A 20,219-nucleotide genomic window follows, 5' to 3' on the forward strand; every position below is an offset into this window, starting at 1 on the left:
GGACGAGCGCGCGACCCGGGCCGCCTGGCCGTGCCACACCCGCACGCGCCGAGCCGAGGAGAGCCCCCGCAGGGGCACCGCCCCACCCGCAACCACCGCCCACGCGGGCACCACGGCCGCACAAACCAGCCCCGCCGGCGCGCTTGAGGCGCACCCACCGGCCCGCACCCGGACAGCACGCGCACCCACCGGCCCGCACTCGGACAGCACGCGCACCCACCAGCCCGCAGCCGGGCGCGCCGAGGCAACCCGGTGGGGGTGGGGGACGTCTCGTTGGACGGGACGGAACGCTGCCCCGCCGTGACCTTTGTCATCCAGCGAGGCCGATTTTCCCCCGTGATGACGGCATATGACGGAGGCCCGCGCCAAGAACGGCATTCCGTTCGCGGTGCCGGGACCGCTAGGGTCTGCCGGAGCGCACCCTCGGGGGGAGGGAAGGAACCGGAAACGATGTCCGTACCCGTACCGCGGCAGAGGGAGACCCCCGCCACGGAGAGCGGTCAGGCCGTATTGCACGCCGTCGCACCGCCCACGCCCCTCGGCGCCGACGTCGCGCAGGCGACCCCTCACACCACCGCCCTGACGCTCCTGGTCATCGAGGACGACCCCGCCGGCGGGCTCACCGTCCCCGAGATCCTCGACACCGACGGCCACCGCATCCGGCTCCGCACCGCCCGCAACCTCACCGAGGCCGAGCGCCTGCTCACCCCCGACGTGCACTGCATCCTGCTCGACCTGTCCCTCCCCGGCGCCCGCGGGCCCGCCGGGGCCGCGGGCACGGCAACGACCGCCGCCACCGTGGAGCAGCAGCTCGCCGTCCTCCACCAGGTGCTGCGCCTCGCCCCCCGCCACGCCGTCCTCGTCCTCACCGACGAGGACGACGCCGAGCGCGCCGCCGAGGCCGTCCGCGTCGGCGCCCAGGACTTCCTCTTCCGGGACGAGCTGGACGGACGGCTGCTGAGCCGCGCCATCCGCTACGCGGTGGAGAGAAAGCGGGCCGACATAGCCCAGTACAAGCTTGCAGAATCGAAACTGCGCGCCCAGGAGAACGCCCGCCTGGAGCGCGGCCTGCTCCCCACTCCCCTCCTCCAGGGTTCCGATCTGCGGTTCGCCGCCCGCTACCGCCCCGGCCGCAGCCGGGCCCTCCTCGGCGGCGACTTCTACGACACGGTCCGCACCCCCGACGGCACCGTCCACGCCATGATCGGCGACGTCTGCGGCCACGGACCGGACGAAGCCGCCCTCGGCGTCGAGCTCCGCATCGCCTGGCGCGCCCTGACCCTGGCCGGCCTGTGCGGCGACGACCTGCTGGCCACCCTCCAGGAGGTGCTGGAGGTCGAGCGCCCCTGCGAGGAGATCTTCGCGACGCTGTGCACCGTCGACATCGCCCCGGACGGCCGCCGCGCGGGCCTGTGCCTGGCCGGCCATCCGGCCCCGCTGATCTCCCGGCCGGGCCGCCGGGCGCGGCTCCTCCCGTACGAGAACAGCGGCCCGGCCCTGGGGCTGCTGCCCCGGGCCCGCTGGCCGCGTCGGCAGGTCGAGCTCGGCGGCACCTGGAGCCTGATGCTCTACACCGACGGCCTCATCGAGGGGCGGATCGGCGAGGGGAAGGAACGCCTGGGCCAGGACGGCATGGTCGAGATGATCAACCGCCACCTGGACCTCGGCCTGAGCGGCGAGGGGCTGCTGGAGGCCTCCGTCACCGAGGCCCGCCGCCTCAACGGCGGCGAGCTCACCGACGACGTGGCCGTGGTCCTGCTCTCCCGCTCCGAAGGCTGAGCGGGCAGCCGAGCGGGCAAGAGCCCGGCGAGCCGGCTACCGGCCGCCGTTGTAGGGGCCGTACGGGCCGTCGCTGCTGCTGCCACCGCTGCGCCGGCCGCCGCCCGAGACCTGCTTGAGGGCCGGCCGTACGTCCACGAAGAACACGATGGTCGCCACCAGGCCCGCGATCTGGAGGAAGAGCATCCCCAGGAAGGCGTCCACGAGCACGGTGATGCCGAGGATGACCAGCCAGAAGGTCTTGCTCTGCTTGTCGGCGGCCCGGTACGCGTCGTCGCGCGCCAGCAGCGCGAACCCGAAGGCCACCACCGCGAGCACCAGCATGGCGAGCCCGAGCAGCGGGATCACACCTCGATCGAACCCGTCCATCAACATCGCTTCGACCGCCTTCTCATGCTTCCGCTTCGCACTTCCGATGCCGCCTCGCTCCACGCTACCGGCACATGCCCCTCCATAGACCACAACGGGCCGGGCCCTTGAAGGGTGCCCGGCCCGTCGTCGCCCATGCGGGCGCGGCTCAGCTCGCGTCGTCGGCGGTGACGACGGCCTTCTTGGCCGTGCTCTTGCGCGCGGCCGGCTTCTTGGCGGCGGGCTGCTGCTCCTCGGCAGCGGCCTCGTCGGCCGACGCGGCCTTGGCCTCGGGGGTCGGCTCGGGCCGCGGCTCGACGACGACGGCGATGTCGACGATCTCTGCGGAGACCTCGCCGCGCCAGGCCCGTACGGCCTGCTCACCGTGTTCGGCGACCTTGTCGTAGGTCTCCTTGGCGCGCACCGCGTACTCGGCGGCCACGCCGACACCGCGCAGCGCCAGGTCCTGGGCGGTCTCCCCGATCTTCTTCGGGTCGATCGCGCCGATCACCTCGGCGACCTTGGCGGAGACCGCTTCCTGCACGGCCTTCGGGTCCGTGTTCTTCACGGCCTCGATGCGCGCGGGGGCCTCGGCGCGCAGCTGCTCGATGAGCTCCGGCACCTTCTTCGCCTGCTGAACGGCGAGGTCGGCGGTGCCGGCGGCGAAGTAGAGGGGAGTGGGGTCGGTGAGGGTCTTCTTCAGGTCATCGGCGATGGCCATGCTGCTGGTCCTCCCGGATCAACTTCAGTCGGTCTTCGACGGCATCTCGTCGGCGGACGTCCCGGGAACGGTGGGCGCCTCGGGAACGGTGGGCGATTCGAGTGCGTTCTCCTTGCGGAACGACTCGTAGATCTGGAGCAGCACCTGCTTCTGCCGCTCGTTGATGGACGGGTCGGCGAGTATGACGGCTCGCGTCTCCACCTCGTCGCGGTCCCGCTCGTCCAGGATCCCGGCCTGCACGTACAGCGTCTCCGCGGAGATCCGCAGCGCCTTGGCCAGCTGCTGGAGGATGTCCGCGCTCGGCTTGCGCAGCCCGCGCTCGATCTGGCTCAGGTACGGATTCGACACTCCCGCCGCATCGGCCAGCTGCCGCAGCGAGAGCTGCGCCTGCCGCCGTTGCTCACGGAGGTATTCGCCGAGATTTCCGACGTTGAGCGATGCCATGCTCCCGATCCTGCCCCATCCTGCTAACTTTTGCAAGCAGATGCTTGCAACATCTCCCGGCCGTCCGGCGGCCTCCCCCCTCTGACCAGCGAAAATCGCCTGGACTCCGGGCGCGGCACCGGCATATGTTCCGGACGGCCCCCGCCCGCCCGGCCGGGGCCGTCCGCAGGTCATCCGTTCCCGTGGGGGGTCCACCGTCATGTCCTTCAGCGCGCCCGGCTCACCGCCGCTCCAGCAGCAGCCGGTGCAGGCACAGGGGCATCCGTACCCGCAGCCCGGCCCGGCCCCGTACCCGGTCCCCCCGCCCATGCCCCAGGGCGTACTGCGTTCGCCGAAGGGCCTGGCGACCGCCCTGACCTGGCTGCTCGGCGCCTCGGCCGCAGTGCACCTCTTCTCCGTCGGCGCCGGCGGGTACGAGCAGGCGTGGATGCAGGGGTTCTCGGGGGACACCCACTTCGACGACCTCGAACTCGGCCTGTCCCCCGCGCTCACCATCCTCGCCGGGCTGCTCCAGGTGCTCACGCTGCTGCCCACGGTCGTGGTCTTCATCGTCTGGTTCCACCGCGTGCGGACCAACGGCGGCATCTTCCGCCCCGACGCCTTCACCCTGGGCCCCGGCTGGGCCATCGGCGCCTGGTTCGTCCCCGTGGCGAACCTGTTCCTGCCGTACCGGATCGCCCGGCAGACCTGGCGGGCCAGCACCCAGCGCGGCCCCGACGGCTCCGACCGGACGGCGCCCGCCGCGCTGCTGACGTCCTGGTGGGTGGTCTGGGTCCTCGCGGCGATCGTGGGCCGTGTCTTCAGCCGGATCTACATGGGTGCCGACACCGTGGACGAACTGCTCGAGGCGGGACGGCTCGGGATCGTCGCGGACCTGGCCACCACGATCGCCGGCGTGCTCGCCGTCCTCTTCGTGCGCAGGCTGACGGCGATGCAGAACACGATGGCGACCGAGGGCCCCTACGCGAAGGCCTGACGGGTCCGGTCGGCCACCGAGGCCGAGGGCCAGGGCGACCGCGCCCGAAAACCCTTGGCGGGACAGCGTTCCGGCCGCGGAGACTGACGGCATGCCGCATCGCTCCGCCCATGTGTGCCTCCACTGCCGGGTGTCCTTCAAGCACACCGTCGACCATTCCGGGCAGCGCGGGTACCGCTGCCCCCGGTGCCGCCGGGCGCTCGTCCTCGCCGGTGACGCCTTCGAAGCGCCTCCGAGGCGGGACCGGGACGCCTGGCGGGTCCTGTCCGTGCTCCTGCACGCCGGGCTCGACTTCCGGCAGGCCTGCTGCGGGTGCGGGCCCGGCTACCGGCCGCGCAGCCTGCGAGAGGTGCGCGAGCGGCTCGCGGCCGCCCGGCGCACCGGGGTGTCGGCCGCCCGTGCCCTCGCCACGCCGTAGCCGGTAGCCGGTAGCCGGTAGCCGGAAAAGTCCCCGGCGGGCCGGCTCCGGGGCCGTGAGGGGCCCGGAGCCGGCTCAGGACGTGCCGATCACCACCGTCGCGTACAGCTCCTCCGACGTGACCGCCCGGACCGACAGGCCCGCCGAGGTCAGCGCCGACGCCGTCGACGGTGCCTGCCGGGCACTCGTCTCGATCAGCAGGTGACCTCCCGGCGCCAGCCAGGCCGGAGCCCCCGCCGCCACCCTCCGATGGATGTCCAGACCGTCGGCCCCGCCGTCCAGCGAGACCAGCGGTTCGTGGTCGCGGGCCTCCGACGGCATCAGCCCGATCTCCTCCGTGGGCACGTACGGGGCGTTGACCACCAGTACGTCCACCCGGCCGCGCAGCTCCGGCGGGAGCGCGGCGTACAGGTCGCCCTCCCACACCCGGCCGCCGTACGGAGCCACGTTGCGGCGCGCGTACGCCAGCGCCGCCGGATCGATGTCGGCGGCGTGCAGCTCCACACCCCCCGGTGCCTGCGCCGCAACCGCCGCGCCCAGCGCGCCGACCCCGCAGCACAGGTCCAGCACCACCGCACCCGGCCGGACCAGTGACACCGCCTCCTCCACCAGGAACTCGGTGCGCCTGCGCGGCACGAACGCCCCCGCGCCCACCTCCACGCGCAGTCCGCAGAACTCGGCCCACCCCACGACGTGTTCGAGGGGCTCGCCGCCCACCCGACGGGCCAGCAGCTCCGCCAGGTGCGCCTCGTCCCGGGCGGCGCCGCTCAGCAACTCCGCCTCCTCCTCCGCGAAGACGCAGCCGGCCGCGCGCAGGGCTTCCACAAGTGATGTCACCATGTCGGTCCTCGTCTCAGAAGACGTCCGGGCACCACGGACGGCGCGCGGTGCGGAACACCGCGTCCGCCAGGGCCACCGCGCCCGGCCGCTCCTCGGCCAGCTGCCCGAGCGCGGCCAGCCGCACCGCCGACGCGTCGCCGAGGTACAAGGAGCCCAGTACGGACACGTCCAGCCGCAGGTCGGCCGCCTCCTGCGTGCGCTCGCACACGCCCGTGGCCGCGTCCAGCCGGTAGCGTCCGGCCGCCGGACCCGTGCCGTCCGTGACGTCCAGCACCAGCACCCCCGGCACCTCGTACGTCCGCGCGCCCAGCGCCCGTACGACGTCCAGGACCCGCACCCACAGGAAGTCGGCGGACGTGACGACACGGGCCGCGCGCGGGTCGGGCAGCAGCTGCGGAACGAGGTCGTCGGGGGCCCGGTAGCCGGTGCGGACCTTCAGCACCCAGTCGATCGAGCACAGGAACTGCCACAGCGCGCGCTCCGCCTGCGGGCCGAGCGCCAGCAGGTCGTGGACCTGCACGGTGTTCTGCGGGAGCTTCGCGTCCGTCCAGTGGTCGTCGGCGGTGTAGACGGCCACGCCGGCCACCTCGCCCTCCGCCGTCCGGTACACGGCGTGGAACTTCTCCTTGTAGGGCCGGTGCGACATCTCCTCCAGCCCGGTGGCCACGTTCCACCAACGCTGTCGGCGGTCCACCGCCCCCGGCGTGACCGCCCGCAGCCTGTCGTGCAGCCCGGGCCCGATCCGCCGGAACCCGGCCGCGTCGACCAGGTCGATCCGTCCTCCGTCCACGGGCCCCGACAGCCGCCGGTCCAGCCCGGCGCGCGGTACGTCGATCTCCCACTCCGTGAGGGTGGTCGCGGGCCCGAAGCCGTACCGCCCGTAGATCGGGTACTCGGCGGCGATCAGCGTCGCCAGGACGTCGCCGCGCCCGGCGGCCGCGGCGAACTCGGCCTGCATCATGCGGGTCAGCAGACCCTGGCGGCGGTGGGTGGGCAGCACCGCCACGTTGGAGACCGCGCTGGCCGGGACGGCCGCGCCGCCGGGCACGGTCAACTCCTGCGCGAAGGAACGGAAGGCCCCGACGCAGCGGCCGGTGTCGGTGTCGAACGCGCCCTGGGTACGGGCGAGGTCGTCGTACTTGGCGCGCTGGGCGACATCGGAGTCGGTCACCCGGGTCGCGGTCAGGAAACCGGTGTGAACGGCGCGCAGCCAGTCATGGAGTTCGGATTCGGCGATCGGCCGGACGTCAGCACTCATAGCGGCCCACGCTAATCGCCCGACCGGCGCGGGTCGCCCGAATTTCCTACGCGAGCAGGTCGTCCACCTGCGCTTCTCCCTCCCGGTAGCGCCGGGTGATCTCAGCGCTGCACTCGTCCGCGGTGCGCTGCAGCTGCTGACGGCGCCGCGAGACCTGCTGCTCGTAGCGCACCAGCCGGCCCATCCCGTCGAGCAGTTCGCCGTCCGTGCGGGCCTCCAGGTCCGACAGCTCCACGTCGGCGAGCATCTCCGCCGCCAGCACCCGGTACTCCTCGCTGTGCGGGGTGCCGAGGGTGACGTGCCGGGCGGAGGCGCTGCGGCGGGAGGGTGCGTCGGCGAGGATCACGGAGAGCCGGTCCACCACCGGCGCCTCGGGATCGGTCCGCCGGGCGAGTTCGGCGCGCAGGATGTCGATGCGGCCCTGGAGCAGTCTGCGCACGTAGCTGAGATCGGCTTCGTCGCGCTGCGCGTCGCGGCGCAGCGCGCGCAGTTCGGGCAGCCCGAGCGCGGTGGCCGGGGCCGTCGGCCCCTGGTCCTGCGTCTCGGCCGTGCGCTGCGCGGGCGGTCGTACCGCGGCAGCTGCGACGGAAGCGGGTGATGCAGGTACGGAGGTACCAGAAGTGTTCATGTCGTTCGGGTCCGTCCCCTCGACCGGTGCGGCGCACCCGCACCGCCTGCGTGCATCGTGCCACTCTCCGTGGCCCCGGTGCAGTCCCACTCCACCCGATCGGCCCCGGACGGGTGCAAGGCTGGTACACAGGTGGTATGCGAGCTGTGGTGCAGAGGGTGGACGGCGCGAGTGTCGTCGTGGGCGGCGAGACCGCGGGCGAGATCGTCGGCGAGGGGCTGTGCGTGCTGGTGGGGGTGACCCACGACGACACGCCGGAGAAGGCGGCGCTGCTGGCGCGCAAGCTGTGGTCCGTGCGGATCCTGGAGGGCGAGAAGTCCTGCAGCGACAACGGGGCGCCGCTGCTGGTGATCTCCCAGTTCACGCTCTACGGCGACGCCCGCAAGGGGCGGCGTCCCACGTGGAACGCGGCGGCGCCCGGTCCGGTCGCCGAGCCGCTCGTCGACGAGGTCGTGGCGCAGTTGCGGGCGCTGGGCGCGACGGTGGCGACGGGCCGGTTCGGTGCGGACATGCGGGTGTCGCTGACCAACCACGGCCCGTTCACCATCGTCGTCGACGTCTGAGCGGCCCGGTCAGGGCGCTACGACGACCTCCTGGGCGGCGGCCGTGCCGCCGACCAGCAGCGGTGCGTCGACCGGGACGTTGCGCTTGACCAGGGCGAGGGCGATCGGGCCCAGCTCGTGGTGGCGCACGGCGGTGGTCACGAAGCCCAGCTGGCGTCCCTCCTCGCCGTCCGCGGCGAGCCGGACCGGGGCGCCGTGGGCCGGGAGGACGACCTCGGAGCCGTCCAGGTGGAGGAAGACCAGGCGGCGCGGGGGCTTGCCCAGGTTGTGGACGCGGGCGACGGTCTCCTGGCCGCGGTAGCAGCCCTTCTGCAGGTGCACGGCGGTGCCGATCCAGCCCAGCTCGTGCGGGATGGTGCGGTGGTCGGTCTCCAGGCCGACCCGCGGCCGGTGCCCCTCGACGCGCAGCGCCTCGTAGGCGAGGAGGCCGGCGGCCGGTCCGTGGGCGGCGGCGAAGGCCTCCAGGTCGGCGCGGGGCAGGAAGACGTCGCGGCCGTACGCGGTCTCGCGGACGACGAGTTCCCCGGCCACCTCGGCGATGGAGCCGGCCGGCAGGTGCACGACCGCGAACTCCTCGGTGCGGTCGGCGACTTCGACGCGGTAGAAGAACTTCATCGACTCCAGGTAGGCGATCAGGGCCTCCTGGGTGCCGGGCTCGACGTGCGCCCAGGTGGTCTCGCCGTCGTCGACGAGGTAGAGCGCGTGCTCGATGTGGCCGTTCGCGGAGAGGATCAGGGCCTCGGTGGCCTGTCCGGCCGGGAGTTCGGTGACGTGCTGGGTGATCAGCAGGTGCAGCCAGCTCAGCCGTTCCGGTCCGGTGACGGCGACGACCCCGCGGTGCGAGAGGTCGACGAAGCCGCGGCCGTCCGCGAGGGCGCGCTGTTCGCCGTACAGCTCGCCGTAGTGGGCGGCGACGCCCTCGTCGCGGCCTTCGGCCGGGACGGCGCCGGGAAGATGGAGCAAGGGGCTGCTGGTCATACGGCCAAGCCTACGACCCTGCTGCGCGTGGGCGGCACGCTCCTGCTACGCGTGGGCGGCACGCTGCTTCGCGGCGCACTTCTTGCACAGTCCGAAGATCGCGAAGTGCTTCATGTCGGTCTCGAAACCGAAGGTGGTGCGGAGCTTCGCGGTGAAGTCGGCGGCGATGTCGACGTCCGCCTCGATGACGTCGCCGCAGTCGCGGCACACCAGGTGGATGTGGTGGTGCCGGTCGGCCAGGTGGTAGGTGGGGGCCCCGTGGCCGAGGTGGGCGTGCGAGACCAGGCCGAGCTCCTCCAGGAGCTCCAGCGTCCGGTAGACGGTGGAGATGTTGACCCCGGAGGCCGTCTTGCGCACTTCCGCGAGGATCTCGTCCGGGGTGCCGTGCTCCAGTGCGTCCACGGCCTCCAGCACGAGCTGGCGCTGCGGCGTCAGACGGTAGCCGCGCCGGCGCAGGTCGGTCTTCCAGTCGGTGCCCGGGGTTCCTTCGGTGCTCTGGGTGCTCACCACCCCGTCAGTGTATGTGTGCGAAGGGGACCGCGGTCGAGCCCGCGGTCCCCTTTCGTGCACGGCCTGGGGAGGTTTCCGCTCAGCGGAAGAAGGCGATGCCGTCGTCGGGCATGTCCGGAAGGTTGCGCGCCATCTCGGCGACCTCCTCGGGCGTGACGACCTTCTTGAGCTGGGCCGACATGTAGGGGCGCAGCTCGACGTCCGGGGTGGCCTTCTCGCCGACCCACATGAGGTCGCTCTTCACGTAGCCGTAGAGCCGCTTGCCGCCGCTGTACGGGCCGGAGGCCGCGGTGCGGGCGACCGCGTCGGTGACCAGGTCGATCTGGGGCTTCTGGTCGGCGAGCTCGCCGTACCAGACCTCGACGACGCCCTGGTCGCGGACCATGACGATCTCGACCTTGCGGTCCGCGTCGATGCGCCAGTAACCCGACTCGGACTCCAGCGGCCGCACCTTGTTGCCCTCGGCGTCGAGGACCCAGGTGTGGGAGGTGTAGTGCAGGAAGTCCCGGCCGTCGTGGCTGAAGACGACCTCCTGGCCGAAGTTGCACTTCTCCTCACCGGGGAAGTCGAAGACTCCCGCGCCCTCCCAGTTGCCGAGGAGGAAGGCGAGGGGGACGAGTCCCGGGTTCAGGTCGGACGGGATCTGGATCATGTGTGGCTGCTCAGGCGATCTGTGGGAGGGGTTCCGGGGCGGTCAGCCGAGCCGGGGCTCAGCGCTGACCCTGGTACAGCTTCTTGACGGCCAGGCCGGTGAAGGCCATGACGCCGACGCAGACCAGGACCAGCAGGGAGGTGAAGACTGCCTCAAGCACGGGGTGCTCCTCGGAATCGTTTCGGGGCTGTACGGGGCCGGTCCCCAAGCCTACTGGCCCGGGGACCGGCGCACGGTGTGAGGTGGGCCGTACGGTCCGCCCGCGGGTCAGCTCAGCAGCTGGCTCTGCAGGATCACCGTCTGGTGGAAGGGGACGGGGGCCACGTCTCCCTTGCGGGACTGGACGACCATGCCCAGGACGTCACCCGTCCGGAGGCAGCCGACCTTGGTCTGCTCCTCGCCGGCGACGGGCTTCATCTCCTGGTACACGCTGAGGTCGGTGCCGTCGAAGTGCGCGGCGCCGGGGAAGTCCAGGGCGGTGCTGTTCATCTGCGTGCTCTTGGCCTTGCTCCAGACGTCGTCGAGGTCCAGGGTGGAGACGCCGTTCAGCTGGGCGTTGCTGTCACAGCCCTTGAAGGCGTCCACGAAGCCGGACGAGTGGAAGCGCAGCAGGTAGACGTGCGTGCGGGTGCCGTCCGGCGTGGTCCAGCCCCGGCCGACGATCTGCCGGAGGCCGTCCCATTCGAGGGAGGTCTTGAGCTTCTCGCGGGCGTCGGGCGCGTACTCCTCCAGGAAGGAGTCGACCGGCACCGTGCCGTCCTTGTCGGCCTTGACCGCGTCGTCGGCCTTGGAGCCCGCGGGGGCGGGCAGGAGCAGGCCGGCGAGCTGCGCGTAGTGCGTCCCGTCCTTGTTGTCCGGGCCCTGGGCGAGGGGGGCGCCCGGCGGCAGTGCGGGCTGGGAGAGCTTCGGGAACGTCCAGCGGCCGTCGTCCTCGGTGGCCAGGCCGGGGATGTCGGTGCGCTCGGGCACGGTGATCCCGTACGCGACCCCCGTTCCGACGGCGGCGAAGACGGCGACGGCGGCGGTCCAGCGCAGGGCGGCGAACAGCACCCGCCGGTCCTTGGGCGGGGCGGGCGGGCCCTCCGCCGCGGCGGGGGGCCCGGTGACCTGGTGCGGAGCGGGCGCAGGCGAGGCCGCGGGCACGCTGTCCGCAGCGGCCTCGGACGCCGGCTCCGCAGACGGCGCGGGCACGGTCTCCGCAGCCGCCTCGGACACGGGCTCGGCAGCCGGCGCGGGCACGGTCTCCGCAGCCGCCTCGGACACGGTCTCCGCAGCCGCCTCGGACACGGTCTCGGCAGCCGCCTCGGGCACGGTCTCGGCAGACGGCGCGGGCACGGTCTCCGCAGCCGCCTCGGACACGGGCTCGGCAGCCGGCGCGGACCGCGTCTCGGGGCCGGTGGTGGTCTGCTCGCTGCTCACGCGGACTCTCCGGGGGACTTGAGGTGGTCGAGTTGCTGCTTGAAGAGGCCCGCGGCGTCCTTCGCCGCGAATCCCTTGCTCCCGTACATGCGGAAGGTCACGAGGACGTCGCCTTCGACGGCCACGCAGTCGACGGCGACGATCTTCTCCTTGCCGTCCTTCCCGCCCTTGAGCGAGTCGTCCAGCCCGCACTTGGCCTGCGGGTAGCCCTCCACCTGGGGTGCCTCGCCGCCGCCGCCGGTGAGCTCGATGAACTTCTTGGTGAATTCGGCGAACCTGGCCAGCTGCTGCGGGTCGGCCTGCGTGAGCCGGACCTCGGCGACGGCGGCGCCGACGCCCTCGCCACGGGCGTAGCTGCGCCCCGCCATGCCCTTGAGCTTCAGGTCCGCCAGCGCCTTGTCCCGTTCGGCACGTTCGCTGCTGGAGAGGCCCGTCCGGGCACCCTTGAAGGCCTCCAGCGCCTTGTCACTGGCGAGGAAGTAGTGGTTGCCCTCGGCGTCGAGGTCCGGGCCCGGCCAGTAGTCGGCGGGCAGCGGCATCAGCTTGCCCGTCAGCTCGTTCGGCGGCACGGACGGGACCGGGGCGGCCGTGCCGCCGGTCGTGTGGTCCTCGGCCACCCAGTAACGCGTCGGCGAGGTCCGCTCGGCGTCGGCGAGGGCGGCCGCGGCGGCGACACCGCCGCCCGCGAGCACGACGACGCCGACGGCCGCCGAGACCAGGGCGAGCGTCCTGCGGTTCCCCTTGCGCACGGGCGCGGTCGCGGGCGCGGCGGCGACTGCGGGCTCGTCGTGCTGCGCGGCCTCCGCCGCGTTCTGCTGCTCGCTCACAGCCGCTCCATCTGTCGCTTGGCGATCTCGACCAGGGCCTTCTCGTCGACCTCGCCGCGGTTGTTCGTGTACTCGACGACCATCACGATGTCGCCGCGGCGGATCAGGGCACGGGCCTGCCGGACCGGGTGGTAGCCGGGCTCCTCGTGCGCCTTGGAGTCGATCCACAGGTGCCCGAAGTCCGCCGGCACGCCCGGGAAGTCCTTGCCCGTGTTGCCCGCGTAGTCCTTCTCGGGCATGTAGCCGACCATTTCCGCCTGGAAGCCCTCGGCTCCGCTGCGGTCGCGGTACTGGAGCAGGTGGACCTCGACGAAGTTCCGGTCGTTCTCGGCCCAGCTCGCGGTGGCGACGCTCTTGATGCCGTCCCTGATGAGCCCGCCGACCGCCTCGGAGGGCTGCAGGTACCAGGACGCGGCGAACGCGTCCGCGGAGACGGCACCCGAGAAGCTGTCCTGCGCACCGCCGGGGACGTCCACCAGCTTCTTGGCCAGGTCCTCGTCTGCCTTGTGCCAGCGGTTGGCGTTGGTCGAGCGCCGGCTCGTCGCCTCGTTCATGGCGGCCGGCTTCGGCCCGTCCATCTTCTGCTGGGCCAGCGGCCGCAGCGGGGTGGGCTCGCGGTGGTACTGGACCGCGTAGCCGGTGACCGTTCCGGCGAGGGCGCCGAGGACGGCCGCGCCCGCGATCAGGAGCGTCGTGCGCCGGGCGCGGCGACGCGGCACCGGCGTGTCCGAAGTGATCGTTTCCGGTGCGCTCTCCCCCTCTTTCTGCTGCTCAGGGACGGTCTGTTCGTGTTCCAAAAGGATCCCCCCACAAAGCGGAAGCGCGGGCTGGTTACCCGCGCGTACCCGATGACCCGCAGCAGAGGGGAGCAGTTGTACGGAACGAGATCACGTTCTCGTCTCGTGGTGGTTCAGTCCTCGTGGCGCCGTTTTCCGTCCAGTTCGTCCCACCATTCGTCGGACTTCGGGTCGCCCGAGGGATCGTCCCACCAGCGGTCGTCCGGGCCGCGCCGGTTCGCGATCATCGCGGCGACCGGCGGAATCACCATGGCGACGACGCACATGGCCACGGCGGCCTCGACCGACCACAGGCGCACGAAAGTCCAGGCGGAGACGAAGAGGAAAAGGCATCCGCCCATCAGCAGGAAGTAGGCGCGTCGGCGCCGGGCGTACATGCCTCCAGCGTAGAACCGTGCGCGGACGGCGCGAAGGGCCGCACCCCGTTCCAGTGGCGTCCAACCCCCGGGGGTGCGGCCCTTCGGCCGGTCGATCAGGCGATCACATCTGCGGTGCTCAGACCGCGATCGCCACGTCCGTCACGCCGCCGGCCTCGGCGACCACGACGGCACGGTCCGCCTGGGCACCCGGGACGAGCGCCCGCAGCGTCCAGGAGCCGGTGGCGGCGTAGAAGCGGAACTGGCCGGTGGCCGAGGTCGGGACCTCGGCGGTGAACTCGCCGGTCGAGTCCAGCAGCCGCACGTAACCGCTGACGGGCTCGCCGTCCTTGGTCACCTGGCCCTGGATCGCGGTCTCACCGGGCTTGAGGGTCGCGAGGTCGGGCCCGCCGATCTGTGCTCCACACATGTTCTCTGTCCTGTCCTGGAGGTCGTGCTACGAGGGCGTCGCGTGCCCGGGGATTACTTGTTGGGGCCGAGCTCGATCGGCACGCCGACCAGCGAGCCGTACTCGGTCCACGAGCCGTCGTAGTTCTTGACGTTCTCCTGGCCCAGGAGCTCGTGCAGCACGAACCACGTGAGCGCGGAGCGCTCACCGATGCGGCAGTAGGCGATGGTGTCCTTCGCCAGATCGACCTGCTCGGCCTCGTAGAGGGCGGTCAGCTCTTCGTCCGACTTGAAGGTGCCGTCGTCGTTGGCGTTCTTCGACCACGGGATGTTGCGGGCGCTCGGCACGTGGCCGGGGCGCTGCGACTGCTCCTGCGGGAGGTGTGCCGGGGCGAGCAGCTTGCCGGAGAACTCGTCGGGGGAACGGACGTCGACCAGGTTCAGGGAGCCGATCGCGGCCACGACGTCGTCGCGGAAGGCGCGGATGGAGGTGTCCTGGGGCTTGGCCTTGTACTGGGTGGCCGGGCGGTTCGGGACGTCCTTGCCGTCGACCAGGTCGCGGGAGTCGAGCTCCCACTTCTTGCGGCCGCCGTCGAGGAGCTTGACGTCCTGGTGGCCGTAGAGCTTGAAGTACCAGTAGGCGTAGGAGGCGAACCAGTTGTTGTTGCCGCCGTAGAGGACGACGGTGTCGTCGTTGGAGATGCCCTTGGCGGAGAGGAGCTTCTCGAAGCCCTCCTGGTCCACGAAGTCGCGGCGGACCGGGTCCTGGAGGTCGCTCTTCCAGTCGATCCGGACGGCGTTGGTGATGTGGTTCTTGTCGTAGGCGGACGTGTCCTCGTCCACCTCGACGATGACGACGTTGGCGTCGTTCAGGTGGGCCTCGACCCAGTCGGCGTCTACGAGGACGTCGCTGCGGCTCATGGTGTTCTCCTCCGGGGCAGTGTGCGGCGGGGCGGTGCGGGGTGCGCTGTGCTGCGTGCCTGCGGGTGCGCTCGGTTTCCTGCGCGGGGAGGCGTCAGGGATCAGGAGGCAGGTGCGGTCACGCGGGAAGGGCCTGTCGGGGCCGTCGTCCGGCTGATGGAGCGGATGCGCTCACACGTCACATGGATCGACAGAGCATGGCGGCGACGCGACACAGGTCTACTGCCCGTCGCTTCGTGAGGTCCGCCTGCTGATGCTTCATAGCCATGGATCGTAGGGACGAATCAGCCGCCCTGTCACCGGTGTGTCATATTCCGAGACAGGATAGTCCGAATACTGGGATCAGATCGGCCTTCCCGGGCGCCCCGGCGGCTCCCGGGCCCGCCGCGCGGCCCGTCCTTCTGCGGATCGGACCGCCTTGTCTCACGATCCGGCCATCTGCACGTTCGTGCCGCCCAGCGTGAGGTGCACCCCCGCCTCGTCCGAGGTCAGGGCCGAGAGCTGGAGACCGGCCGGGAGCCCGGTGCCGAGGTCGCGGTCGAAGTCGGTCCGCTTGCGCACCTGGCGCTCCAGCCCGGGGATGCCCTCGCCCGGCACCTCCTCGGCGTGCACCCGGACGATCTTGCCGCCCTTGGAGCCCGGCGCGTCCACGAGCGTGATCGTCGAGATGACGCTGCGCGAGAGCGTCCTGCCGATGATGTCCACCGACGCCGTGACCTTCACCTTGCCGGGGGCTCCGCCGTAGGACAGGGTCGCGCCGGTCTGCGAGGCCGCGGTCAGGTCTGCGTAGGTGATGAGCGCGGTGCCCGTGGCCCGCTCGGCCGTGCCGCCACTGTAGTCACCGTTCAGCTTCACCCCGTGGAAGCTGGCGTCGAGCTCCGCGAGCCGCGTCTTGCGGCCGTCCGCCATGACCTCGACGCCCCGGAGCCCGAGGTCCACCCGGTCCAGATCGTGGCTGAGCGCCTGGGTGAGGAAGGGGAATCCGTGGATGTCCACCTGGGCCGTGCCGGCCAGCCCCTGGCGCGCCTGAATGCGCTCGGCCAGCCGGTTCTCGGCATAGCCGACCGCCCACCGGTCCACTCCGGCGAACAGGGCCGCCAGCACCACTCCGACGATCACGACGACACGCAGAATGCGCACGCGCCTCTCCCCCCACTTATCGGTACGTGCGTTCTAGTGGACCATGCTCCGTGTCGGACAGGGATCAGCCCACCACCCGGCCGATCAGGTACACGGCGGGGGCGGCGGCCGCCAGCGGCAGCGCGACACCGGCCGTCATGTGCACGAACTTCGACGGGTAGTCGTACGCCGCCACGCGCAGCCCGGTCAGCGCGCACACCCCGGCGACCAGGCCGAGCAGCGCCCCGCCGACCCCGACGGAGGTGAGCCCGCCGACCGCGACGCCCGCACCGGCGGCCGCGGCCAGCGAGACGCCGACCGAGGTGGCGGTGGGCAGCGGCAGCGCGCGGACGAAGACGGTGACCGCCACGGCGGCCGCGCCGACCGTGACGGCGGCGGTGTCGGCGGCCAGGTAGCCGGTGCAGATGATGGCGAGGGCGGCCGAGGCCACCGAGGCCATCAGCCCGTACATCCGCTCGTCGGGGTCGGCCTGGCTGCGCAGCTGCAGGACGAGGGTCAGCAGCACCCAGGCGCCGAGGGTGCCGACGATCGCACCGGCCCCGTACGCGTCCTCGACCGCGAGCACGGCCGCGTCGGCGGCCAGGGCTCCGGCGAAGGCGAGGGCGATGCCCTGCCGGGCCGGCCACATGCCGTTGAGGCGGAACCAGCCGGCCGCGGTGAGGCCCTGGAGGGCGATCAGCGGCACGAGCAGCGCGAACTGCCCCAGGACGGCGGCGACGGCGAGCAGCAGCCCGAGGGCGGCGGTCAGTATGGCCGACTGCGGGCCGGGGTCGATGATCGGCGACCGGCCTTCGGCGCGGGCCTGGGCCGGGTCCACGGCGCGCACGGTGTTCCCGCCGAGGGTGGGCGGGGACCAGTCGGTGACCTCCTGCTCCGCGGCGGCGTTCGCGGCCGGAGCCGCGGCGACGGCCGTCGCCGGAGCCGGATCGGCGGCGGCCTGGGGCGGCAGGTACGCCGTCTGCTCGGCGGCGGACACGTGCGGCCCCTGCTGCTGCTCGGGGCCGGGGAATGGCGGGAGGTAGGCGGTCTGCTCCGCGGCGGCGCCCTGTCCCTGCCCGGGACCGGGGTACGGCGGCAGGTACGCCGTCTCGGCGGCGGCAGCGGACGCGGGCAGCCCCTGGCCGCCCTGGGACCAGTCCTGCGCCGGGGGTACGGCGGCAGGTACGCCGTCTCGGCGGCGGCAGCGGACGCGGGCAGCCCCTGGCCGCCCTGGGACCAGTCCTGCGCCGGGGGCCAGTGCCCGGACCCTGCGCGAACGGCGCGCCCCAGGCCGGCCCCCCGGCCTGGACCTGGCCCTGGCCCTGGCTCTGGTCTTGGCCCTGGCCCTGGTACGACGGGTAGGCCTCGGCCCGGCCGGGCACGGCCCCCGCACCCGGCCCGCCCGCGGAACCGTCCGGCCACGGCACTCCCGTACCGCCGCCGCCCGGAGCCGGAGCCGCGGCCTCGTCGCGGAACCAGCCCTCGGGCGCGACCGGCTGCCCGGGCACCGCGCCCAGCGGCGGATGCACCGGCTGGTAGCCGGTGTCCCAGGTGTCGGCCTGCCAGGTCTGGGTCCCGTACGGATCCTGCGGCTGCGGCTGCGGCTGCTGCGGTTGCTGCTGCTGTTCGTCAGGCGTGCTCATCGGCTCCCGCTCACCCGCCCGCGAACGGCGGGAGCACCTCGACGGTGCCCCCCTCGGTCAGCGGAACGGAATCGTGCGGGCGCTTGCCCACAGGTTCTTCGTTCACGAGGAAGGAGCAGCGCAGCAGGACCCGGGTCAGCTCCCCGGGGTGGCGTTCCCGCACGCCGTCGAGCGCCTCGGCCAGTGTCCGCGCCGAGTACGGCTCCTCCGCAGTCCCGGCCGCGGCCTTGGCCGCCGCCCAGTAGCGGATGGTTCCGGTTGCCACTGCAGCTCCTTTTCGTCGGCTCTCTACCGTCGGCCTCCATGATGGCCCCTCCCGCCGCCGCCCCCGGCGTGCCCCGACGCGCCGGGTGTGCGCCCGGTCGGTCCGGTCCCGCCGTACCGCCTGCCCCCGATCCGGTGAAAAACGGTGCATACGCAGGGCGGGGACGTGGCAGGAGCGTGGCAGGAACCACAGAAGACGAAGCAGGAGAGTCCCGGACGGGAAAGAGCGAGTGGGCTATTCTGCTTGGCGAGAGGATCCGGGCAATGTGGCCCCCGGGTCCTTTTGTGCTTTCAGGACGTTGAACGAACCGAGAACAGTGGTGACCGGGCGGATCCCCAGGGCGCGGGGCCGTGCGGGCACCAGGCGACACGTACGAAGCAGTACCGCGCATGTCCTCGACGGGACCGAGGAGGAACCGACGTGATGGACCAGCGAACCGTGCACCACCGTCCGGCCCGGGCAGGTGGTCGGTCATGAGCTCGCTCCTGCTGCTCACCAACGCGCTGCAGCCGTCCACCGAAGTGCTGCCCGCGCTCGGCCTGCTGCTGCACAACGTCCGGGTGGCGCCGGCCGAGGGTCCGGCCCTCGTCGACACCCCGGGCGCCGACGTCATCCTCGTCGACGGCCGCCGCGACCTGCCGCAGGTCCGGTCGCTGTGCCAGCTGCTGCGCTCCACCGGCCCCGGCTGCCCGCTGATCCTCGTGGTCACCGAGGGCGGCCTGGCGGCCGTCACCGCCGACTGGGGCATCGACGACGTACTCCTGGACACCGCCGGTCCCGCCGAGGTCGAGGCACGCCTGCGGCTGGCCACGGGCCGCCAGCAGCTCGGCTCGGACGACTCCCCCATGGAGATCCGCAACGGCGACCTGTCGGTGGACGAGGCCACGTACTCCGCCAAGCTCAAGGGGCGGGTACTGGATCTCACCTTCAAGGAGTTCGAGCTCCTCAAATACCTCGCGCAGCACCCGGGCCGCGTCTTCACCCGTGCCCAGCTGCTGCAGGAGGTCTGGGGCTACGACTACTTCGGCGGCACCCGGACGGTCGACGTGCACGTACGGCGGCTGCGCGCGAAACTCGGCCCCGAGCACGAGTCGCTGATCGGTACGGTCCGCAACGTCGGCTACCGCTTCGTCACGCCGGAGAAGGTCGAGCGGGCGGCGGCCGAGGCCGCGGCCCAGGCGGCGGCCCAGGTCGCCGCGGAGGCGGCCGCGGAGGGTTCCGTACGCTCTTCCGGGGCCACCACCCGGTCGGCCTAAGGGCCCGATGATCGTCCGGGTTTCAGGACGCCCTGCCCAGAGGTAGGTCACCCCGCGTAGACTGCCGCGCGTGGCCAAGGTGACGCGGGATGACGTAGCGCGACTTGCGGGTACTTCTACCGCCGTCGTGAGCTACGTCATCAACAACGGACCCCGGCCGGTCGCCCCGGCCACGCGCGAGCGTGTCCTCGCCGCGATCAAGGACCTGGGCTACCGCCCGGACCGGGTCGCCCAGGCGATGGCGTCGCGGCGCACCGACCTCATAGGCATGATCGTCCCCGATGCCCGCCAGCCGTTCTTCGCGGAGATGGCGCACGCGGTCGAGCAGGCCGCCGCCGAGCGCGGAAAGATGGTCCTGGTCGGCAACTCCGACTACCGCACCGAGCGCGAGGTCCACTACCTGCGGGCCTTCCTCGGGATGCGCGTGTCCGGCCTGATCCTGGTCAGCCAGGGCATGAGCGAGCAGGCCGCCAGCGAGATCGAGGCCTGGGACGCCCGGGTGGTGCTGCTGCACGAGCGCCCGGAGGCGATCGACGACGTCGCCGTCGTCACGGACGACATCGGCGGCGCCCAGCTCGCCACCCGGCACCTGCTGGAGCACGGGCACGAGTACGTCGCCTGCATCGGCGGCATCGAGAACACCCCGTCGGTCGGCGACCCGGTCGCCGACCACGTCGAGGGCTGGCGCCGGGCCATGCTCGAGGCCGGCCGCTCGGTCGAGGGCCGGCTCATCGAGGCCCCGTACAACCGCTACGACGCGTACACGGTCGCCCTGGAGGTCCTGGCGCGGCCCGACCGGCCGACGGCCGTCTTCTGCGCCACGGACGACCAGGCGATCGGTGTGCTGCGCGCCGCGCGCGAGCTGCGCATCGACGTGCCCGGGGAGCTGGCGGTGGCGGGCTTCGACGACGTGAAGGAGGCGGCCCTCACGGATCCGCCGCTCACCACGATCGCGTCGGACCGCCCGGCGATGGCCCGCGCGGCGGTGGACCTCGTCCTGGACGACGGCCTGCGCGTGGCCGGCTCCCGCCGCGAGCGCCTCAAGCAGTTCCCGTCGGCCCTGGTGATCCGCCGCTCCTGCGGCTGCAAGTAG

Annotated in this window: 25 protein-coding genes; 6 read left to right on the forward strand and 19 right to left on the reverse strand. The window is 72.5% G+C overall.

Annotated features, from left to right (window positions below; all coding sequences use genetic code 11):
* Positions 1-450: 450 nt before the first annotated feature.
* Positions 451-1,779 (forward strand): PP2C family protein-serine/threonine phosphatase, encoded by a 1,329-nt coding sequence (locus IH80_RS0129865; protein ID WP_030964646.1) that lies wholly within the window; start codon positions 451-453, stop codon positions 1,777-1,779.
* Between the two features lie 36 nt (positions 1,780-1,815).
* On the opposite strand, the gene IH80_RS0129870 is transcribed toward IH80_RS0129865, so the two are convergent.
* From IH80_RS0129870 to IH80_RS0129880, 3 genes are all read right to left on the reverse strand, one after another.
* Positions 1,816-2,154, reverse strand: coding sequence for a DUF2516 family protein (locus IH80_RS0129870; protein ID WP_030964647.1), 339 nt, complete (start codon positions 2,152-2,154; stop codon positions 1,816-1,818).
* A 142-nt stretch (positions 2,155-2,296) separates the two neighbouring features.
* Entirely contained in the window at positions 2,297-2,848 is a 552-nt protein-coding gene (locus IH80_RS0129875; protein ID WP_030964649.1) for a hypothetical protein, read from the reverse strand.
* A 24-nt stretch (positions 2,849-2,872) separates the two neighbouring features.
* Positions 2,873-3,292 (reverse strand): helix-turn-helix domain-containing protein, encoded by a 420-nt coding sequence (locus tag IH80_RS0129880; RefSeq protein WP_030964650.1) that lies wholly within the window; start codon positions 3,290-3,292, stop codon positions 2,873-2,875.
* Positions 3,293-3,491: 199 nt separating this feature from the next.
* Here IH80_RS0129880 and IH80_RS0129885 point away from each other — a divergent pair, with 199 nt between their 5' ends.
* On the forward strand, positions 3,492-4,268 hold the full coding sequence (locus tag IH80_RS0129885) for a DUF4328 domain-containing protein (RefSeq protein ID WP_051810122.1): 777 nt from the start codon (positions 3,492-3,494) through the stop codon (positions 4,266-4,268).
* A 91-nt stretch (positions 4,269-4,359) separates the two neighbouring features.
* Positions 4,360-4,686, forward strand: coding sequence for a hypothetical protein (locus tag IH80_RS0129890; RefSeq protein WP_030964652.1), 327 nt, complete (start codon positions 4,360-4,362; stop codon positions 4,684-4,686).
* 75 nt (positions 4,687-4,761) lie between these two features.
* Here the strand turns inward: IH80_RS0129890 and IH80_RS0129895 are convergent, their stop codons facing one another.
* From IH80_RS0129895 to IH80_RS0129905, 3 genes are read right to left on the reverse strand one after another with little or no spacing between them, the layout of a single operon-like run.
* Positions 4,762-5,526: a putative protein N(5)-glutamine methyltransferase gene (locus IH80_RS0129895; protein WP_030964653.1), complete on the reverse strand. Its 765-nt coding sequence runs from the start codon at positions 5,524-5,526 to the stop codon at positions 4,762-4,764.
* A gap of 13 nt (positions 5,527-5,539) precedes the next feature.
* Complete coding sequence (locus IH80_RS0129900; RefSeq protein WP_030964654.1) at positions 5,540-6,784, reverse strand: GNAT family N-acetyltransferase; 1,245 nt, start codon at positions 6,782-6,784, stop codon at positions 5,540-5,542.
* Between the two features lie 46 nt (positions 6,785-6,830).
* A complete protein-coding gene (locus IH80_RS0129905) occupies positions 6,831-7,412 on the reverse strand; it encodes a hypothetical protein (protein WP_030964655.1) in 582 nt (193 codons plus the stop codon).
* A 137-nt stretch (positions 7,413-7,549) separates the two neighbouring features.
* On the opposite strand from IH80_RS0129905, the gene dtd reads away from it, so the two are divergent.
* A complete protein-coding gene (gene dtd, locus IH80_RS0129910; protein ID WP_030964656.1) occupies positions 7,550-7,975 on the forward strand; it encodes a D-aminoacyl-tRNA deacylase in 426 nt (141 codons plus the stop codon).
* A 9-nt stretch (positions 7,976-7,984) separates the two neighbouring features.
* Here dtd and IH80_RS0129915 read toward each other — a convergent pair whose 3' ends face one another.
* The 13 genes from IH80_RS0129915 to IH80_RS0129980 form a co-directional block, all read right to left on the reverse strand.
* On the reverse strand, positions 7,985-8,953 hold the full coding sequence (locus IH80_RS0129915; RefSeq protein WP_030964658.1) for a YgfZ/GcvT domain-containing protein: 969 nt from the start codon (positions 8,951-8,953) through the stop codon (positions 7,985-7,987).
* 45 nt (positions 8,954-8,998) lie between these two features.
* The gene (locus IH80_RS0129920) at positions 8,999-9,463 is read right to left on the reverse strand and encodes a Fur family transcriptional regulator (RefSeq protein ID WP_234432430.1); all 465 of its coding nucleotides are present in this window, start codon (positions 9,461-9,463) and stop codon (positions 8,999-9,001) included.
* A 79-nt stretch (positions 9,464-9,542) separates the two neighbouring features.
* Positions 9,543-10,115, reverse strand: coding sequence for an FABP family protein (locus IH80_RS0129925; RefSeq protein ID WP_030964660.1), 573 nt, complete (start codon positions 10,113-10,115; stop codon positions 9,543-9,545).
* A 267-nt stretch (positions 10,116-10,382) separates the two neighbouring features.
* On the reverse strand, positions 10,383-11,534 hold the full coding sequence (locus tag IH80_RS0129935) for a hypothetical protein (RefSeq protein WP_234432431.1): 1,152 nt from the start codon (positions 11,532-11,534) through the stop codon (positions 10,383-10,385).
* Positions 11,531-12,361, reverse strand: a complete 831-nt coding sequence (locus IH80_RS0129945; protein WP_051810124.1) for a hypothetical protein — start codon at positions 12,359-12,361, stop codon at positions 11,531-11,533. Before IH80_RS0129945 ends, IH80_RS0129935 begins: the two co-directional genes overlap by 4 nt.
* Entirely contained in the window at positions 12,358-13,080 is a 723-nt protein-coding gene (locus tag IH80_RS0129950; protein ID WP_234432432.1) for a hypothetical protein, read from the reverse strand. Before IH80_RS0129950 ends, IH80_RS0129945 begins: the two co-directional genes overlap by 4 nt.
* Before the next feature lie 191 nt (positions 13,081-13,271).
* Positions 13,272-13,535 carry a DUF3099 domain-containing protein gene (locus tag IH80_RS0129955; RefSeq protein WP_030964664.1) on the reverse strand — a complete coding sequence of 88 codons (264 nt, stop codon included), beginning with the start codon at positions 13,533-13,535 and terminating at the stop codon, positions 13,272-13,274.
* Between the two features lie 118 nt (positions 13,536-13,653).
* On the reverse strand, positions 13,654-13,944 hold the full coding sequence (locus IH80_RS0129960; RefSeq protein WP_030030422.1) for a DUF1416 domain-containing protein: 291 nt from the start codon (positions 13,942-13,944) through the stop codon (positions 13,654-13,656).
* A 53-nt stretch (positions 13,945-13,997) separates the two neighbouring features.
* Positions 13,998-14,843 carry a sulfurtransferase gene (locus tag IH80_RS0129965; RefSeq protein ID WP_030964665.1) on the reverse strand — a complete coding sequence of 282 codons (846 nt, stop codon included), beginning with the start codon at positions 14,841-14,843 and terminating at the stop codon, positions 13,998-14,000.
* Between the two features lie 178 nt (positions 14,844-15,021).
* The gene (locus IH80_RS47450; RefSeq protein ID WP_350875872.1) at positions 15,022-15,111 is read right to left on the reverse strand and encodes an Ms5788A family Cys-rich leader peptide; all 90 of its coding nucleotides are present in this window, start codon (positions 15,109-15,111) and stop codon (positions 15,022-15,024) included.
* 155 nt (positions 15,112-15,266) lie between these two features.
* On the reverse strand, positions 15,267-15,983 hold the full coding sequence (locus tag IH80_RS0129970; RefSeq protein WP_030964666.1) for a DUF2993 domain-containing protein: 717 nt from the start codon (positions 15,981-15,983) through the stop codon (positions 15,267-15,269).
* Between the two features lie 64 nt (positions 15,984-16,047).
* A complete protein-coding gene (locus IH80_RS0129975) occupies positions 16,048-16,959 on the reverse strand; it encodes a hypothetical protein (RefSeq protein ID WP_420708880.1) in 912 nt (303 codons plus the stop codon).
* A gap of 656 nt (positions 16,960-17,615) precedes the next feature.
* On the reverse strand, positions 17,616-17,870 hold the full coding sequence (locus IH80_RS0129980; protein ID WP_030964668.1) for a MoaD/ThiS family protein: 255 nt from the start codon (positions 17,868-17,870) through the stop codon (positions 17,616-17,618).
* Positions 17,871-18,343: 473 nt separating this feature from the next.
* Between IH80_RS0129980 and IH80_RS0129985 the strand changes: the two genes are divergently transcribed.
* Together IH80_RS0129985 and IH80_RS0129990 are read left to right on the forward strand one after the other, a co-directional pair.
* Positions 18,344-19,126: a response regulator transcription factor gene (locus IH80_RS0129985; protein ID WP_030964670.1), complete on the forward strand. Its 783-nt coding sequence runs from the start codon at positions 18,344-18,346 to the stop codon at positions 19,124-19,126.
* 70 nt (positions 19,127-19,196) lie between these two features.
* Positions 19,197-20,219, forward strand: coding sequence for a LacI family DNA-binding transcriptional regulator (locus tag IH80_RS0129990; protein WP_030964671.1), 1,023 nt, complete (start codon positions 19,197-19,199; stop codon positions 20,217-20,219).

The sequence above is a fragment of the Streptomyces sp. NRRL S-378 genome, from assembly GCF_000720645.1.
GTDB lineage: Bacteria > Actinomycetota > Actinomycetes > Streptomycetales > Streptomycetaceae > Streptomyces.

Coding starts and splice junctions, on each gene's coding strand:
- IH80_RS0129865 (WP_030964646.1), top strand. CDS start 451: ATGTCCGTACCCGTACCGCGGCAGAGGGAGACCCCCGCCACGGAGAGC.
- IH80_RS0129870 (WP_030964647.1), bottom strand. CDS start 2,154: ATGTTGATGGACGGGTTCGATCGAGGTGTGATCCCGCTGCTCGGGCTC.
- IH80_RS0129875 (WP_030964649.1), bottom strand. CDS start 2,848: ATGGCCATCGCCGATGACCTGAAGAAGACCCTCACCGACCCCACTCCC.
- IH80_RS0129880 (WP_030964650.1), bottom strand. CDS start 3,292: ATGGCATCGCTCAACGTCGGAAATCTCGGCGAATACCTCCGTGAGCAA.
- IH80_RS0129885 (WP_051810122.1), top strand. CDS start 3,492: ATGTCCTTCAGCGCGCCCGGCTCACCGCCGCTCCAGCAGCAGCCGGTG.
- IH80_RS0129890 (WP_030964652.1), top strand. CDS start 4,360: ATGCCGCATCGCTCCGCCCATGTGTGCCTCCACTGCCGGGTGTCCTTC.
- IH80_RS0129895 (WP_030964653.1), bottom strand. CDS start 5,526: ATGGTGACATCACTTGTGGAAGCCCTGCGCGCGGCCGGCTGCGTCTTC.
- IH80_RS0129900 (WP_030964654.1), bottom strand. CDS start 6,784: ATGAGTGCTGACGTCCGGCCGATCGCCGAATCCGAACTCCATGACTGG.
- IH80_RS0129905 (WP_030964655.1), bottom strand. CDS start 7,412: ATGAACACTTCTGGTACCTCCGTACCTGCATCACCCGCTTCCGTCGCA.
- dtd (WP_030964656.1), top strand. CDS start 7,550: ATGCGAGCTGTGGTGCAGAGGGTGGACGGCGCGAGTGTCGTCGTGGGC.
- IH80_RS0129915 (WP_030964658.1), bottom strand. CDS start 8,953: ATGACCAGCAGCCCCTTGCTCCATCTTCCCGGCGCCGTCCCGGCCGAA.
- IH80_RS0129925 (WP_030964660.1), bottom strand. CDS start 10,115: ATGATCCAGATCCCGTCCGACCTGAACCCGGGACTCGTCCCCCTCGCC.
- IH80_RS0129955 (WP_030964664.1), bottom strand. CDS start 13,535: ATGTACGCCCGGCGCCGACGCGCCTACTTCCTGCTGATGGGCGGATGC.
- IH80_RS0129960 (WP_030030422.1), bottom strand. CDS start 13,944: ATGTGTGGAGCACAGATCGGCGGGCCCGACCTCGCGACCCTCAAGCCC.
- IH80_RS0129965 (WP_030964665.1), bottom strand. CDS start 14,843: ATGAGCCGCAGCGACGTCCTCGTAGACGCCGACTGGGTCGAGGCCCAC.
- IH80_RS47450 (WP_350875872.1), bottom strand. CDS start 15,111: ATGGCTATGAAGCATCAGCAGGCGGACCTCACGAAGCGACGGGCAGTA.
- IH80_RS0129985 (WP_030964670.1), top strand. CDS start 18,344: ATGAGCTCGCTCCTGCTGCTCACCAACGCGCTGCAGCCGTCCACCGAA.